11 protein-coding genes and 1 CRISPR repeat array (1 of these 12 cut by a window edge) are annotated in these 14,765 nt (G+C 69.9%); of the genes, 7 read left to right on the forward strand and 4 right to left on the reverse strand.

Features of this window, described 5'->3' with window-relative positions:
• Positions 1-2,997: a CRISPR direct-repeat array (repeat unit 36 nt; unit sequence CCTTCCGGGGCAGTCATGCCCCGGCCTCATTGAAGC) (it extends 1,178 nt beyond the left edge of the window).
• A gap of 292 nt (positions 2,998-3,289) precedes the next feature.
• From GGD89_RS08830 to clpA, 7 genes are all read left to right on the forward strand, one after another.
• Positions 3,290-3,466: a hypothetical protein gene (locus tag GGD89_RS08830; RefSeq protein ID WP_184044246.1), complete on the forward strand. Its 177-nt coding sequence runs from the start codon at positions 3,290-3,292 to the stop codon at positions 3,464-3,466.
• A gap of 352 nt (positions 3,467-3,818) precedes the next feature.
• On the forward strand, positions 3,819-4,583 hold the full coding sequence (locus GGD89_RS08835) for a methyltransferase domain-containing protein (RefSeq protein WP_221238385.1): 765 nt from the start codon (positions 3,819-3,821) through the stop codon (positions 4,581-4,583).
• On the forward strand, positions 4,573-5,433 hold the full coding sequence (locus GGD89_RS08840) for an ABC transporter permease (RefSeq protein WP_246422993.1): 861 nt from the start codon (positions 4,573-4,575) through the stop codon (positions 5,431-5,433). Before GGD89_RS08835 ends, GGD89_RS08840 begins: the two co-directional genes overlap by 11 nt.
• Before the next feature lie 47 nt (positions 5,434-5,480).
• A complete protein-coding gene (locus GGD89_RS08845) occupies positions 5,481-6,206 on the forward strand; it encodes a fumarylacetoacetate hydrolase family protein (protein ID WP_184044250.1) in 726 nt (241 codons plus the stop codon).
• Between the two features lie 109 nt (positions 6,207-6,315).
• On the forward strand, positions 6,316-6,807 hold the full coding sequence (locus GGD89_RS08850; protein WP_184044252.1) for an Hpt domain-containing protein: 492 nt from the start codon (positions 6,316-6,318) through the stop codon (positions 6,805-6,807).
• A 433-nt stretch (positions 6,808-7,240) separates the two neighbouring features.
• Positions 7,241-7,588, forward strand: coding sequence for an ATP-dependent Clp protease adapter ClpS (gene clpS / locus GGD89_RS08855; protein WP_184044254.1), 348 nt, complete (start codon positions 7,241-7,243; stop codon positions 7,586-7,588).
• A gap of 6 nt (positions 7,589-7,594) precedes the next feature.
• Positions 7,595-9,967 carry an ATP-dependent Clp protease ATP-binding subunit ClpA gene (gene clpA / locus GGD89_RS08860; RefSeq protein WP_184044256.1) on the forward strand — a complete coding sequence of 791 codons (2,373 nt, stop codon included), beginning with the start codon at positions 7,595-7,597 and terminating at the stop codon, positions 9,965-9,967.
• Between the two features lie 17 nt (positions 9,968-9,984).
• Here the strand turns inward: clpA and GGD89_RS08865 are convergent, their stop codons facing one another.
• The 4 genes from GGD89_RS08865 to GGD89_RS08880 all read right to left on the reverse strand — a co-directional run bounded on the left by GGD89_RS08865 (position 9,985) and on the right by GGD89_RS08880 (position 14,754).
• Complete coding sequence (locus GGD89_RS08865) at positions 9,985-11,475, reverse strand: tripartite tricarboxylate transporter permease (protein WP_343058567.1); 1,491 nt, start codon at positions 11,473-11,475, stop codon at positions 9,985-9,987.
• Entirely contained in the window at positions 11,466-11,987 is a 522-nt protein-coding gene (locus GGD89_RS08870) for a tripartite tricarboxylate transporter TctB family protein (protein ID WP_184044258.1), read from the reverse strand. The genes GGD89_RS08865 and GGD89_RS08870 overlap by 10 nt, the downstream gene beginning before the upstream one ends.
• Positions 11,984-13,036 carry a Bug family tripartite tricarboxylate transporter substrate binding protein gene (locus tag GGD89_RS08875; protein ID WP_184044260.1) on the reverse strand — a complete coding sequence of 351 codons (1,053 nt, stop codon included), beginning with the start codon at positions 13,034-13,036 and terminating at the stop codon, positions 11,984-11,986. Before GGD89_RS08875 ends, GGD89_RS08870 begins: the two co-directional genes overlap by 4 nt.
• A 98-nt stretch (positions 13,037-13,134) precedes the next feature.
• On the reverse strand, positions 13,135-14,754 hold the full coding sequence (locus GGD89_RS08880) for a gamma-glutamyltransferase family protein (protein ID WP_343058568.1): 1,620 nt from the start codon (positions 14,752-14,754) through the stop codon (positions 13,135-13,137).
• Between the last annotated feature and the right edge of the window lie 11 nt (positions 14,755-14,765).

Genomic DNA, 14,765 nt, shown 5'->3' on the forward strand with positions numbered 1-14,765 from the left:
GAACCAAGCCTTCCGGGGCAGTCATGCCCCGGCCTCATTGAAGCGTATACGGGCTGGCGAGATACACTCGGTAGCTTTGATTCGCCCTTCCGGGGCAGTCATGCCCCGGCCTCATTGAAGCGCCATCGTGCTCGATATGCGCGTCCGGATATTCAAACGGCCTTCCGGGGCAGTCATGCCCCGGCCTCATTGAAGCATCACACGCCCTCCCGTCCGGTCACTACCCGGACGTGCAGCCTTCCGGGGCAGTCATGCCCCGGCCTCATTGAAGCCCCCGCGAACCAGTCGCGAAGGCTCATGCCGGCGTCGCCTTCCGGGGCAGTCATGCCCCGGCCTCATTGAAGCGCTCTCATTTTGACCGGAACCCTCGGCCTGTGTTTGTGCCTTCCGGGGCAGTCATGCCCCGGCCTCATTGAAGCTTGGCCGATCCGGCCATCCGGAGCATCCGCATCGCCAACCTTCCGGGGCAGTCATGCCCCGGCCTCATTGAAGCTTGTGCATGCCTGGAGGTGCTGTGATGGCGACAAGGGGCCTTCCGGGGCAGTCATGCCCCGGCCTCATTGAAGCCAGGGATGCCAGCATCTTCTCCACGCTCGCGATACCGCCTTCCGGGGCAGTCATGCCCCGGCCTCATTGAAGCGCGCCTGGGATGTCCTCTTCATCCAACCCCCCGCCAATCAACCTTCCGGGGCAGTCATGCCCCGGCCTCATTGAAGCTCGGCCGCCTCGCAAATCAGCCGGCCATCCAGGTCCCCCTTCCGGGGCAGTCATGCCCCGGCCTCATTGAAGCGGCACGATCCCCCTGATGCGCGGTCGCCTGGGCGAGCCTTCCGGGGCAGTCATGCCCCGGCCTCATTGAAGCGGGTCGAATCTGTCGAAGCCCTGCCTAGGCATGGGCCCTTCCGGGGCAGTCATGCCCCGGCCTCATTGAAGCCCTCTGACGAGAGCGGCGCGCCGCTCGGCGGGGCCAGCGCCTTCCGGGGCAGTCATGCCCCGGCCTCATTGAAGCTCCGCGTCGCTGAACCGGGTGACGTGCGCGATGAAACTGCCTTCCGGGGCAGTCATGCCCCGGCCTCATTGAAGCCTTTGCATCGAGACGGCCACAAGGCCGCCCACCGATGCCTTCCGGGGCAGTCATGCCCCGGCCTCATTGAAGCCGAATCGTCCGCTGTGCTGGGTGCAGCGCTTGCGGGCGCCCTTCCGGGGCAGTCATGCCCCGGCCTCATTGAAGCTGGTGCGCGGCCTTGACCTCGGCAGCCAGATCGGCCCCTTCCGGGGCAGTCATGCCCCGGCCTCATTGAAGCGTCCATGTGTGCAGGGGACGACCGCCCCCTAGTCACTCCTTCCGGGGCAGTCATGCCCCGGCCTCATTGAAGCTTGACTCATGAGGCTCGGATGGTAGGGAGGCGTATTCCGCCTTCCGGGGCAGTCATGCCCCGGCCTCATTGAAGCTCCGCGACCGCCTGGAATCGATTATGTTCCTCTAATCCTTCCGGGGCAGTCATGCCCCGGCCTCATTGAAGCCGGCTGGCGGGCGTTTTGCTGGGACGCAGATGCAGGCGCCTTCCGGGGCAGTCATGCCCCGGCCTCATTGAAGCTCGCCCGAGCGGTGGCCGCTGAAGACGTCTCCAGGCTGCGGCCTTCCGGGGCAGTCATGCCCCGGCCTCATTGAAGCCGCTGTAGTCAAAGACGGCTTCGACCGTCAACTGATACCTTCCGGGGCAGTCATGCCCCGGCCTCATTGAAGCGAGCACACGGACCGTGCCACGATGGACCTAGTCTACCCCCTTCCGGGGCAGTCATGCCCCGGCCTCATTGAAGCAGGATTTCTCGAACGATCCTGGGATATTCATGTCTGGCCTTCCGGGGCAGTCATGCCCCGGCCTCATTGAAGCAGGCGAAGCTGAACCAGACACGCCCGGACGATTCTGCGCCTTCCGGGGCAGTCATGCCCCGGCCTCATTGAAGCGAGGGCGCCGACTCGTTGGACGTTGTCCGGCAGACGCGCCTTCCGGGGCAGTCATGCCCCGGCCTCATTGAAGCCAAATCGTGTATTTATGGCCGCGCCACATCTGCTTCCCTTCCGGGGCAGTCATGCCCCGGCCTCATTGAAGCTCATCGCGGACTGAAACCCCACGAGTATCGGCCATTCCTTCCGGGGCAGTCATGCCCCGGCCTCATTGAAGCCCATCGAATAGGTCGGGGCGATATACCAGCATTTCGACCTTCCGGGGCAGTCATGCCCCGGCCTCATTGAAGCAGCAGGATGACGTTGATCCCCTGATAGGGCACGCCGTTCCTTCCGGGGCAGTCATGCCCCGGCCTCATTGAAGCCTGGGCGGGACTCGTCTACGCCGTGGACCAGACGACGGCCTTCCGGGGCAGTCATGCCCCGGCCTCATTGAAGCGTCGTCGGGGTCAGGGTCGGGCGGGTGGGACAGCAGGTCGCCCTTCCGGGGCAGTCATGCCCCGGCCTCATTGAAGCGGACGTAACGCACGCCGGCGCAGCCCCGGCCGCGTTCCCCCTTCCGGGGCAGTCATGCCCCGGCCTCATTGAAGCATTCATAATCCCACTGGCTCGTTGTTCTCATGGCTACTCCCTTCCGGGGCAGTCATGCCCCGGCCTCATTGAAGCATCAGAGCGGAGTCTTGACCATGCGGTGGTATCTCCCTTCCGGGGCAGTCATGCCCCGGCCTCATTGAAGCGACTTGTTCGAGAGAGTGTTCCGGGGGCGGATGTTCTCCTTCCGGGGCAGTCATGCCCCGGCCTCATTGAAGCTGCGATAAAGGTCGGCGTCCATGTGAGGGTCTGCCATCCTTCCGGGGCAGTCATGCCCCGGCCTCATTGAAGCGGCGACAGACCGGACCGGGATCAACTCACGCGCGGGACCCTTCCGGGGCAGTCATGCCCCGGCCTCATTGAAGCCCCTTATGGTGAACAAGGAGGATGGCCGTTTGGTACCTTCCGGGGCAGTCATGCCCCGGCCTCATTGAAGCCCGGCGGGACTGAACGGCTGGCAGGGGCAAGACCCCGTCCTTCCGCCTCTTCGACATTTGAAGTGGAATCAGGTGTGAGGACCGGAGCTGGCTGACGCCTACCAGAAACCGTATATCCCTTGGTTTGATCGGGACCACGATCATCCCTCCGTCCCGACCTGCCAGCCGCCGGGCCATCGGGGGAAGGGCCGGTCAAGACGGGCCGCGGGCCACCGCGCGCAGCGCGGCCTGGTCTTGACGGGGCCGGCACCGATGGCTGGCTGGCCAGGGTCGGACGGGCGTGGGGGACCGCATGCATTCCAACGAGATTCTCGCCCTTGGCCTCGGGATCGAACCGCCGTGGCGGTTGGTGGACCAGCGGCTTGATACGGAAGCCTCGCCCCATGTGCTGCATCTGACCGTGGCGGCGGACCGAGGCGCGGCGTTCGCCCGCCGCCACCCGCGCATCCGGCCAGCAGCAGCCCCGTGACCGCAAGCACACCCAGCCGTTTCATGGCCATGTCCCCCTCCTGCCTCATCTTGCCCCCGGTCAGACCGGATTCGCGGGGCCTGACCCGTCGGGGTCTCGGACGGGCGGGGTGGGCGGGGACGCGCCTCCGGTCCGACCGCCGGACCACGGAAAGACACCGCGACGAGACGGTGAAGATTATGGCGTGGATCCGGCGCCTTGGCGGCGCATCGCCGCCACCCGTCTTCCCAAGGCGCGTCCGTGTCCGTACACTTGACCCCAGTCATCCCCGACCGCGCCCAGGGTCGTCGACCCCGCTGACACCCGTCACGTCGGCGCGCCTCGGGGTTCGCCGCCGTTCGGGACTGGAGCCGTGGACGATACCACCATAGACTGGGATGCCTTCTTTACCCTGCACCATGACCTGCCGCGCGAAGGCCCCGGCAGCGACGCGATGACCGAGGCCGTGGCGCGCGGCCTGCCTCCCCTGCCCGCCGGGGCGGTCCTGGACCTGGGATGCGGCCCCGGACGCCAGACCCTGGTTCTGGCCCGGGTGTTGAAGCACTCCGTGGTGGCCATCGACAGCCACCGCCCGTACCTGGAACGGCTGGCCATGGCCGCCGACCTGGCCGGCCTGTCGACCCTGATCGAGACGCGCCAGCAATCCTTCTTCAATCTGGCCGACGAGCCCGGGGGCGTGGCCCTGATCTGGGCCGAGGGCTGCATCTACATCCCCGGCTTCATTGAGGGGTTGCGCCTGTGGCGCCCCCTGCTGGTACCGGGGGGACTGCTGGTGGCCAGCGACGCGGCCTGGCTGACCGACGACCCGCCGGCCGACGCGCGCGCCTTCTGGGAAGAGGAGGAAGGCATCCGGTTGCTGACGGTCGAGCAGAAGTCCGAGCAGGCCGCCGCCGAAGGCTTCGAGGTGCTGGGGACCCATGCCCTTCCACGCGAGGCGTGGTGGGACGACTACTACAAGCCGCTGGCCGAGCGCAGCGCCGCCCTGCGCGCCGATGCCGGTCCGGCGCTAACCCGGGTGCTGGACGCCAACGACCGCGAGATCGACATGTGGCGGCGCTTCGGCGATGCCTATGGCTATGTGTTCCATGTCCTGCGCAAGGTGGACGATGCCGTTTGAGCGCCCGCCCGGTTCGCCGGCCACCGTCGACCCCCGCGAGGCGCATGCCGCGCGCGCTTTCGCGCCCCGCCGGGTGCTGGCCTTGATGCTGCGGCACTGGTACGTGATGCGCGGGTCGATTCCCCGGCTGCTGGAAATGGCCTACTGGCCGATCATGCAGATGATCACCTGGGGCTTCATCACCAGCTTCCTCGCCGAGGAGTCCTCGCTGGTCGCCCAGGCCGCCGGCATCTTCATCGCCGCCGTGCTGCTGTGGGACGTCATGTTCCGCAGCAACCTGGGCCTGTCCCTGTCGTTCCTGGAAGAGATGTGGGCCCGCAACCTGGGCCATCTGTTCGTCAGCCCGTTGCGGCCCCTGGAACTGGTGGGCGCGCTGATGAGCATGAGCCTCATCCGCACCCTGATCGGCCTGGTGCCGGCGACGGTGCTGGCCTGGCTGTTCTACGCCTACAACATCTACGGCCTGGGCCTGCCGCTGCTGGCCTTCTTCGCGAACATGCTGGTGATGGGCTGGGTCATCGGCCTGCTGGTCAGCGCCCTGGTGTTGCGTTTCGGCCTGGGCGCCGAGAGCCTGCCGTGGATCCTGATCTTCGCCTTCTGGCCGATCAGCGGCATCTACTATCCCATGGACACCCTGCCGGTCTGGCTGCAGGCGGTGGGCTACGCCTTCCCGCCCAGCCACGTGTTCGAGGGCATGCGCCAGGTGATGTTCGACGGAACCTTCAACCTGATGCACTTCGCCGCCGCCGTGGTCCTGAACGGGGTGTTGCTTGTCGCGGCCACGGCGTTCTTTCTGTCGGTCTTCCGCGTGGCCCGGGTCAAGGGCCTGCTGCTGTCCATCGGCGAGTGACCGGTCCCGATCCCGACTCCCAAGCCCATGCCGACCCCGAGGTTCCGATGCCGCCGTTTCTGTTTCCGCCCATGCCCCCCGTGGCCCTGCCGGTCCTGGGCCAGGATCTCGCCATCCCGCTGCGCCGGGTCTTCTGCGTCGGACGCAACTACGCCGACCACGCCCGCGAGATGGGCGCCGACCCCGGCCGCCAGCCGCCCGTGTTCTTCACCAAGCCGGTGGATGCCGTGGTGCCGGGCGACGGCGACCGCCCCTACCCTCCGGCGACCGACGACCTTCACCCGGAGGTGGAACTGGTGGTCGTGCTGGGGGATGCGGCGGAGACCGCTGGACGCGATCTGGACCCCGACGCCGCGCTGTCGCTGGTCGCCGGCTACGCCGTCGGCCTGGACATGACACGGCGCGACCTTCAGGCACACGCCAAGCGCGCCGGCGAGCCCTGGGACATGGCCAAGGGCTTCGATCAGAGCGCCCTGGTGGGACCGGTCACCCTGGCCACCGCGCTACCGGGTCGGGATGGCCCGCCGCATCGGGGCACGATCACGCTCACCGTCAACGGCGCGGCGCGCCAGGCCGGCGACCTGGCCGACATGATCTGGCCCCTGGCGGACATCCTCGCCCACCTGTCGCGTCTGGTGACGCTGCGCCCCGGCGACCTGGTGTTCACGGGCACCCCGGCCGGCGTCGGCCCGGTGCGGCCCGGCGACACGCTGAGGGCCGAGGCCGAGGGACTGGCGCCGCTCACCCTGCGGATCACCCCAAGGTCGCCATGATCGGAAACGTTCGCTTTGGCGGTCCCCGACAAGGATGGTACATAGGGATGAGGGGCCGGCCGAGGCCATCGTCGCCAGGATGCGCGCGGACCGGCCAGGAGAGCGCGCCATGACCGACGAGACCAAGGACGCCGAGTTCATCCAGCCCCCCGACGACCTGTCCCGCAAGGCGCCGGTGACCGCCGGGGGCGTCGATCTGGCGGCCATCGAGAAGGCCGAGGCCCTGATCGCCAATCTTCAGGACGACTACCTGACGTGGGCCGAGGCGGACGCCACCCAGCTGGGACGGGCCTGCGACGACCTGGTCAACGATCCTCCGGACCCGGAGGCGGCCAAGAAGGAGTTGTTCCGCGTGGCCCACGACATGAAGGGCCAGGGCGGCAGCTTCGGCTATGACCTCATCACCGTGGTGGGGGACCAGTTGTGCCGGTTTGTCGAGGGCCTTGAGGGCACGCCGACCCGCGCCGAGGCCGAGGTGCTGCGGGTGCACGTGGAGACCATCCGGCTGATCCTGACCCGCCGCATGAAGGGGGACGGAGGCCGCGACGCCAACGTGTTGCTGGACGGACTGCAGCGGGCGATCCGCAAGGTCTCCACCTGAGGCCGCCCGCGCGCCGCTGCCGGGCGTGGACCGCCGCGAGCCACCGCCGGCGGCCGGGTCCGGGGCGCCGGGCGACTCGGGAATGCCGCGATCGTGCCGGATCCGGACCAATAGATTGGCCTCAGGGACCGTTGCGGCCACCGGAGGGCGGTCCCATATCCAGGCGGTTAAAGGGGTCTCGGCGGCCCATGGCCCGCCCTGCCGTAGGCCCTTTCTTGGACCGCCCCGCACCCCCTACAATACCCGGACAGGCCACGCGGCCGCCCCCGGGGCGTCGGGAGGCCGGCGGTCCGACGCGAACGACAGCGCCAAGGACAGGGCCGCCGCGGAAAGGCCGCGCGCAACCGGTCCTGGGCTTTTCGAACAGCTGACATCATCACCATGACGCGCCCCACACGATGGCGCCAGGCACAACAGGAAGCGGAACGGATCGATGACGGGTCCATTGTTTGGTTCGGATGGGGACGAGGGTCCTGGCGGTGGCGGGCCAAACACGGGCGTGGTGATCAAAACACGTCCAAAGACCAAGAAGCCCGCCATGTACAAGGTTCTGATGCTCAATGACGACTACACGCCCATGGAGTTCGTCGTCATGGTGCTGGAACGCTTCTTCAGCAAGTCGCATGAGGAAGCCACCCGCATCATGCTGCACGTCCACCAGCGCGGCGTGGGGATTTGTGGCGTCTATACCTACGAGGTGGCGGAAACCAAGGTCACGCAGGTGATGGATCTGGCGCGCCGGAACCAGCACCCCTTGCAGTGCACGCTGGAGAAGGAATAGCAGCCCATGCTCTCGCGCAACCTTGAGATGAGCCTTCACCGCGCGCTTGCCCTGGCCGCCGAACGCCATCACGAATACGCCACCCTGGAACACCTGTTGCTCGCCCTGGTGGACGACCAGGACGCGGTGGCGGTGCTGAAGGCCTGCACCGTGGACACCGAAAGCCTGCGGGAGCAATTGACCACCTTCGTCGACCACGAGCTGTCAAGTCTGGTGGTCGACCGCCTGGAGGGCGACCCCAAGCCCACCGCCGGTTTCCAACGGGTGGTGCAGCGGGCCGCCATCCATGTGCAGAGTTCCGGACGCGAGCAGGTGACCGGCGCCAATATCCTCGTGGCCCTGTTCGCGGAGCGCGAGTCGCACGCCGTCTACTTCCTCCAGATGCAGGACATGACCCGCCTGGACGCGGTCAACTACATCTCCCACGGCATCGCCAAGGCCCCCGAAAAGGCCGAGCCCCGGGCACCGCGCGGCACCACCGAAAGCACGCGCGAGGAAGAGGTGGTCAAGAAGGGCCAGGAGGCCCTCGACACCTATTGCGTCAATCTCAACCGCAAGGCCGCCGACGGGCGCATCGATCCGCTGATCGGCCGCGACCTGGAGGTGGAGCGCACCATTCAGATCCTGTGCCGGCGCACCAAGAACAATCCGCTGCTGGTGGGGGACCCCGGCGTCGGCAAGACGGCCATCGCCGAGGGGCTGGCGCGGCGCATCATCGACGACCAGGTGCCGCAGGTGCTGGTGCACGCCACCATCTTCGCGCTGGACATGGGGGCGCTGCTGGCCGGCACCCGCTATCGCGGCGACTTCGAGGAGCGCCTGAAGGCGGTCATCAAGGAGATGGAGGAGTTCGAGGGCGCCATCCTGTTCATCGACGAAATCCACACGGTGATCGGCGCCGGCGCCACCTCCGGCGGGTCGATGGATGCCTCGAACCTGCTGAAGCCGGCGCTGGCGGCGGGCTCGCTGCGCTGCATCGGCTCGACCACCTACAAGGAGTTCCGCAACCACTTCGAAAAGGACCGCGCCCTGGTGCGCCGGTTCCAGAAGATCGACGTCAACGAGCCCAGCCTGGACGACGCCATCAAGATCGTCGCCGGCCTGAAGCCGTACTACGAGCGTCACCACAACGTGCGCTACACCAACGACGCGGTGCGCGCGGCGGTCACCCTGTCGTCGAAGTACATCAACGACCGCAAGCTGCCCGACAAGGCCATCGACGTCATCGACGAGGTGGGCGCGGCGCGCATGCTGATCCCCGAAAGCCGGCGGCGCAAGACGGTCACCGTCAAGGACGTGGAGGAGATCATCGCCAAGATCGCCCGCATCCCGCCCAAGACGGTGTCGCGCGACGACCAGGCGGCGCTGGCCAACCTGGAACGGGACCTGAAGACCATGGTGTTCGGCCAGGACGACGCCATCGAGGCTCTGTCCAGCGCCATCAAGCTCGCGCGCGCCGGCCTGCGCGAACCCGAGAAGCCCATCGGCTGCTACCTGTTCTCCGGCCCCACCGGCGTCGGCAAGACCGAGGTGGCCCGCCAGTTGTCGATCACCCTTGGGGTCGAACTGGTGCGCTTCGACATGAGCGAGTACATGGAGCGCCACTCGGTCTCGCGGCTGATCGGCGCCCCGCCCGGCTACGTGGGCTTCGACCAGGGCGGCCTGTTGACCGACGCCGTGGATCAGCATCCCTACAGCGTGTTGCTGCTGGACGAGATCGAGAAGGCCCACCCGGATCTGTTCAACATCCTGTTGCAGGTGATGGACCACGGCAAGCTGACTGATCATGCCGGCAAGACGGTCGATTTCCGCAACACCATCCTCATCATGACCACCAACGCCGGCGCCCAGCAGCTCGCCAAGGCAGCCATCGGCTTCAACCGCGCCGACCGCGCGGGCGAGGACCAGAAGGAAGTCGAGCGCATGTTCTCGCCCGAGTTCCGCAACCGCCTGGACGCCGTCATCCCCTTCGCCAACCTGGCGCCGGAGGTGGTGGGCAAGGTGGTGGACAAGTTCGTGATGCAGTTGGAGGCCCAACTGGCCGACCGCGACGTGGTCATCGAACTGTCCGACGACGCCCGCTCCTGGCTGGCCCGGAAGGGCTACGACAAGCTCATGGGCGCGCGGCCGCTGAGCCGGGTGATTCAGGAGTCCATCAAGAAGCCCCTGGCCGAGGAACTGCTGTTCGGCCGCCTCACCAAGGGCGGCGTGGTGCGCGTCACCATCGTCGACAACGCCCCGGCGTTCGAGATCGAACCCACCAAGGGCGGCCCCACCAAGGGCGGCCCCCGGCCGGACGACCCGGACGACTCCGGGACCTCGGGACCGGACACCTCGGGCAAGGGCGGCGGCAAGAAACCGCTGGCGCTGGTGGAGTAGCGCCCGCCGGCCATCCATCAGGACCGGCGGTGCCGGCGGGCCGTCATGCCCAGTCCGGCACCCCACAATCCAAGGGTCAGCGTCGCCAGGGCCACCGCGCCCGGGCGGCTCACCAGGATGGCCGGGTCGCCGCCCGCCTTGAGCAACGAGACCAGCAACGTTTCCTCGACCGTCGGCCCCAGCACCAGCCCCAGCACCAGGGGCGCCAGGGGCAGGCCCGCCGCCTCCAGGGCGATCCCCAGCAGGCCCGCCGCCAGCATCACCACGACGGCCTCCGGCGTGCCCCCCACCGCATAGGCGCCGACCAGGCAGACCACCAGGATGATCGGGGCCAGCACCGCGCGCGGCACCCGCATCACCACGCGCGCCGACCGGATCGCCAGCAGTCCCACCGGCACCAGCATCAGATTGGCCAGCAGGAAGGCCAGCACCACGGCGGTGATCCGCTCCGGCTGAACCAGGAACACCGTCGGCCCCGGCGTCAGGCCGTGCAGGGTCATCGCGCCGATCACCACGGCGGTCAGGGAATCGCCGGGGATGCCGACCACCGTGGCCGGCACCAGCGCGCCGCCAATGGCCGCGTTGTTGGCGGCGCCGGCCGGCGCGATCACGGCGGCCTCGGCATCGCCCGGGTCGCGGGCCGCCCCGCCCCCGCCGTGATCGGTCACGGCCCGGGCCAGATAGGCGGCGATGTCGGCCCCCGCCCCGGGCACCGCGCCGACCACCGTGCCCAGCCCGCAGCCCACGGCGATGCGTCCACGCTGCCGCCACAGATCGCGCGCCACGGCCGCCCCCCAGCCCGGAGCCATGCCCGGCAGACCCCGAGGCGCGGCCCGGGTGCCGATGCCCCGCGCCACCTCGGGCAGGGCAAACAGGCCGATCATCACCGGAATCACCCCGACCCCGCCGCTCAGGGCCTCCAGGCCCCCGGTCAGACGCGGGTGTCCCGACACCGGGTCCAGCCCCACGCAGCCCAGGGCCAGCCCGACGAGCAGGGACACGGCGCCCTTCAGCGGATGGGCCCGGGCCACCAGCGCGGCGGCCGACAACCCCAAAAGGGCCAGCCAGAAGACCTCGACCGTGCTCAGGCACAGGGCCAGCCGCGCCAGCACCGGGGCCAGCGTCAGCAGGGCCAGCGCCCCGGCCACGCCCCCCAGCGCCGCGCACAGCAGCCCCAGGCCCAGCGCCCGCCCGGCCTGCCCTTGCCGGCTGAGCGCATGAGCGGCGTCCACGTAGGCGGCCGAGGCCGGGGTGCCGGGAATGCGCAGCAGCGCGCCGGGCAGGTCCCCGGCGAAGATCGCCGTGGCGGCCAGGGTCATCAGGCCGGCCAGCGCCGGTACCGGATCCAGGGTCAGGGTCGCCGGCACCAGCAGCGCCACACCCAGGGTGGCGGTCAGGCCCGGGATGGCGCCGACCACCAGACCGGCGACCGCGAAGGCCAGCATGGTCGCCAGCACCGCGGGCGTCAGCACCAGGGCGGCGGCGGCGCCCAGGACGCTCAGGTCCACGCCGGCGCCCCCGTCGGGACTCCCACCAACGCGGGCATCAGCGCGGGCGCCAGCGGCGCGAGCAGCCCCCAGGGCAGCGGCACCCCCAGCAGGCCGGCGACCAGGACGTGCAGCACCCCCGTGACCAGCACCGCCAGGCCCACGGCCCGCCCCGGCCGCCCGGTGCACATCCACAGCAGCCCCGCCAGCAGGGGCGGCGTGACCACCAGGAAGCCCAGCGGCGCCAGCAGAACCGCCCAGGCCAGCGCGCCGGCCAGCATCAGGAGGACGGGACCGGTGCCGCCCTCCAGCCCGGGGGACGAGGGGTCGGGGCCGCCATCCTCCGGTGCGGCGGGCGGCCGCGCGACCAGCAAGGCACCCGCGCCCATCATGGCCAGGCCGATGAGCCAGGGCGCCAGATCCGGCCCCACGGGATGCTGTCCCACCCCCGGCAGGTCGCGGGTGGCGACGATCAGCCCCAGGCCGGCCAGCGCGGCGACCGCCCCGGCCCATCGGTCCCGGGACCGCGTCACGGGTCCGCCCGGGTCAGGCCCAGGTCGCGCAGCAGGGCCCGCACGGTGGTCTGCTGCTGTCGCAGAAAGGCGGCGAAGGCCGCGCCATCCCGCCAGACCACGCCGAAACCGCGATCCGCCATCTCGGCCCGGAAGCCAGGATCGGCGACGACATCGGCCATGGCCCGTTCCAGGCGCGCGGTGACGGCCTCGGGCAGGCCGGCCGGCCCCACCAGCCCGCGCCAGGCCCCCAGGTCCAGGGTCAGGCCGGTTTCCTCGGCCAGCAACGGCACGGCGGCAAAGGCCGGCAGGCGCTCGGCCCCGAACACCGCCAGCCCGCGCACCACGCCGGCCTCCATCAGCGCCCGCGCCTCGGGCAGGGAGCAGGGCACCATGTCCACGCCACCGGCCGCCAGATCCTGCAACGACGCCGCCGCCCCCTGGCTGGGGATCATGCGCACCGCCGCCGGATCCACGTCCCAGGCCCGCAACAGGCTGGCGATGGCCACCGGCCAGGACCCTCCGCAGCCGCCGGCACAGGCGATGGTGACACCGCCGGGATCGGCCTTGACGGCGTCCAGGGCCGCACCGACATCGGTCCACGGGCTGTCCCGGTGCACGACCACGGCCGCCGGGTCGGCGTTGTACTGGGCGATGGCGGTGAAATCCTCGGCCTCGACGGCGGCCTGCCCGAGGGGCGTGTAATGCGCGAAGTTGTAAAGAATCCCCAGCGTATATCCGTCGGGCCGGGCATCACGGATGGCGCCGATGCCCACCACGCCCCCGCCCTGGCCCCGGTTGACCACCACGACCGGCTGGCCCAGACGCGCCCGCAGGCGTTCGGCCAGCAGGCGGCCGGTCTGGTCGGTGCCGCCGCCCGCGCCCGAGGGCACGATCAGGGTGACCGGCCGGTTCGGCCACCCGTCGGCGCGCGCGTCCCGGACGCCCCCCGCCGCCGGCATCGCCGCCAGAATGACCACCAGCATCACCACCGGGGCCAGGACGACGGCCGGCCACAGCCGGCGCCACGACCCGGCCCGCATGGGCATCCGCCACGGTTCTTGGTGCATGGGTCCCCTCCCCTGACGTCATCCGAGATACGACAGGAAGAGGAGAAATGCAACCAAAGACCGGACCGGCGATTCCGGCCCGAACCGGTGGTCCCGGATCAGAACCCCACCGCCTGCCCATCCTTGCGATGGTCCGAGCCCGCCCCGTAGCCGCCGCCGTCCTCCAGGCACTGGATGATCTGGGCGCCGCCGAATCCAAAGCTCGCGTCCTGCCCCTCCACCGACACCCGATGGCCGCGCCGCGCCAACTGGTCGCGGACCGTCTCGCGCAGGCTGGGTTCCACGGCCACCGACAGGCCCCCGTCCACCCGCCAGCGCGGCGCATCGCAGGCGGCTTGCGGGCTCTGGCCATGAAGCTGGGTGCGCAGGACTATCTGCACGTGCCCCTGGGCCTGGATGGGTCCCCCCATGACCCCGAAGCTCATGCGCGGCCGGCCGCCAGCCGTCACGAACCCGGGAATGATGGTCTGGAACGGCCGCTTGCCCGGTCCCACGCGATTCGGATGGCCGGGTTCCAGGGTGAAGCCGGCGCCCCGGTTCTGCAGGCTGATGCCCGTGTCCGGCACTACCAGACCGGACCCAAACCCCATGTAGTTGGACTGGATGAACGACACCATCATGCCGCTGGCATCGGCGGCGGCGACGTACACCGTGCCGCCGGGCGGACACTGGCCCGCGCCCGGGTCGCCGGCGCGGTTCAGGTCGATCTCCCGGGCGCGTTCGAACAGATACCCGGCGTCCAGCAGCGCCGTCACCGGCGTATCCATGGCCGCCGGATCGGCGATGTAGCGGTAGGCATCGGCCAGGGCCAGCTTCATCGCCTCGATTTGCAGATGCAGGGCGTCGGCGCTGTCGGGCGGGTGGTGGGCGATCGACGTGTGCGCCAGGATACCCAGCGCGATGAGTGCCGCCAGTCCCTGGCCATTGGGCGGGATCTCGTGAAGCTCCACCCCCACGAATCGCCGCGACAGGGTCTCCACCCAGTCGCAACGGTGGGCGTCCAGGTCGGCCTCGGTCAGCGCACCGCCCAGGGACGCGGAGAAGGCGGCCATGCGCCGCGCCAGATCGCCGCGATAGAAGCTCTCGCCGGCCGAGTCGGCGATGCTCTCAAGGCTGGCGGCCAGGGCTGGGTGCCGGAACAGCTCGCCGGGCCGGGGCGCGCGGCCGTGGGGCAGGAAGGCGTCGGCGAAGCCCGGCTGGACCTGGTGCCGCACGGCCCCCCGCGCCCAGCCATCGGCGATGGTCGGCGACACGGGGAAGCCCTCGCGGGCGTAGCCGATGGCGGGTTCGGCGACCCTGGTCAGGGGCAGCCGGCCGAAGCGCGCCGACAGCGCCGCCCAGGCGGATACCGCGCCGGGCACGGTGACGGCCTCGATGCCGTCCGTGGGCATGACCGCGTGATCCCGGAAGCGCTCCGGCGTCCAGCCCGCCGGCGACCGGCCCGAGGCATTGAGGCCATGCAGGGCGTGTCCGTCCCAGACGATGGCGAAGGCGTCGCTGCCCAGGCCGCAGCCGGTGGGCTCCACCACCACCAGGGCCATGGCGGCGGCCAGCGCGGCATCGATCGCGTTGCCCCCGTGCAGCAGCATGCGCAGGCCCGCCTGCGCCGCCAGCGGCTGCGAGGTGGCGACGATGTTCCGCGCCAGCACCGGCGCGCGCCACGTCAGGTAGGGGGACAGGGCGGCCGACGGCGCGGCGGGCTGGCGGGGCAATGGCACGTCGGACCCTT

It is taken from the genome of Roseospira visakhapatnamensis (genome assembly GCF_014197915.1).
GTDB classification, from domain to species: Bacteria; Pseudomonadota; Alphaproteobacteria; order Rhodospirillales; family Rhodospirillaceae; genus Rhodospira; species Rhodospira visakhapatnamensis.

Bases quoted from the DNA above. Each gene is read 5' to 3' on its own strand.
- GGD89_RS08845 (WP_184044250.1), top strand. From the start codon at position 5,481: ATGCCGCCGTTTCTGTTTCCGCCCATGCCCCCCGTGGCCCTGCCGGTC.
- GGD89_RS08840 (WP_246422993.1), top strand. From the start codon at position 4,573: ATGCCGTTTGAGCGCCCGCCCGGTTCGCCGGCCACCGTCGACCCCCGC.
- GGD89_RS08830 (WP_184044246.1), top strand. From the start codon at position 3,290: ATGCATTCCAACGAGATTCTCGCCCTTGGCCTCGGGATCGAACCGCCG.
- clpS (WP_184044254.1), top strand. From the start codon at position 7,241: ATGACGGGTCCATTGTTTGGTTCGGATGGGGACGAGGGTCCTGGCGGT.
- GGD89_RS08875 (WP_184044260.1), bottom strand. From the start codon at position 13,036: ATGCACCAAGAACCGTGGCGGATGCCCATGCGGGCCGGGTCGTGGCGC.
- GGD89_RS08850 (WP_184044252.1), top strand. From the start codon at position 6,316: ATGACCGACGAGACCAAGGACGCCGAGTTCATCCAGCCCCCCGACGAC.
- clpA (WP_184044256.1), top strand. From the start codon at position 7,595: ATGCTCTCGCGCAACCTTGAGATGAGCCTTCACCGCGCGCTTGCCCTG.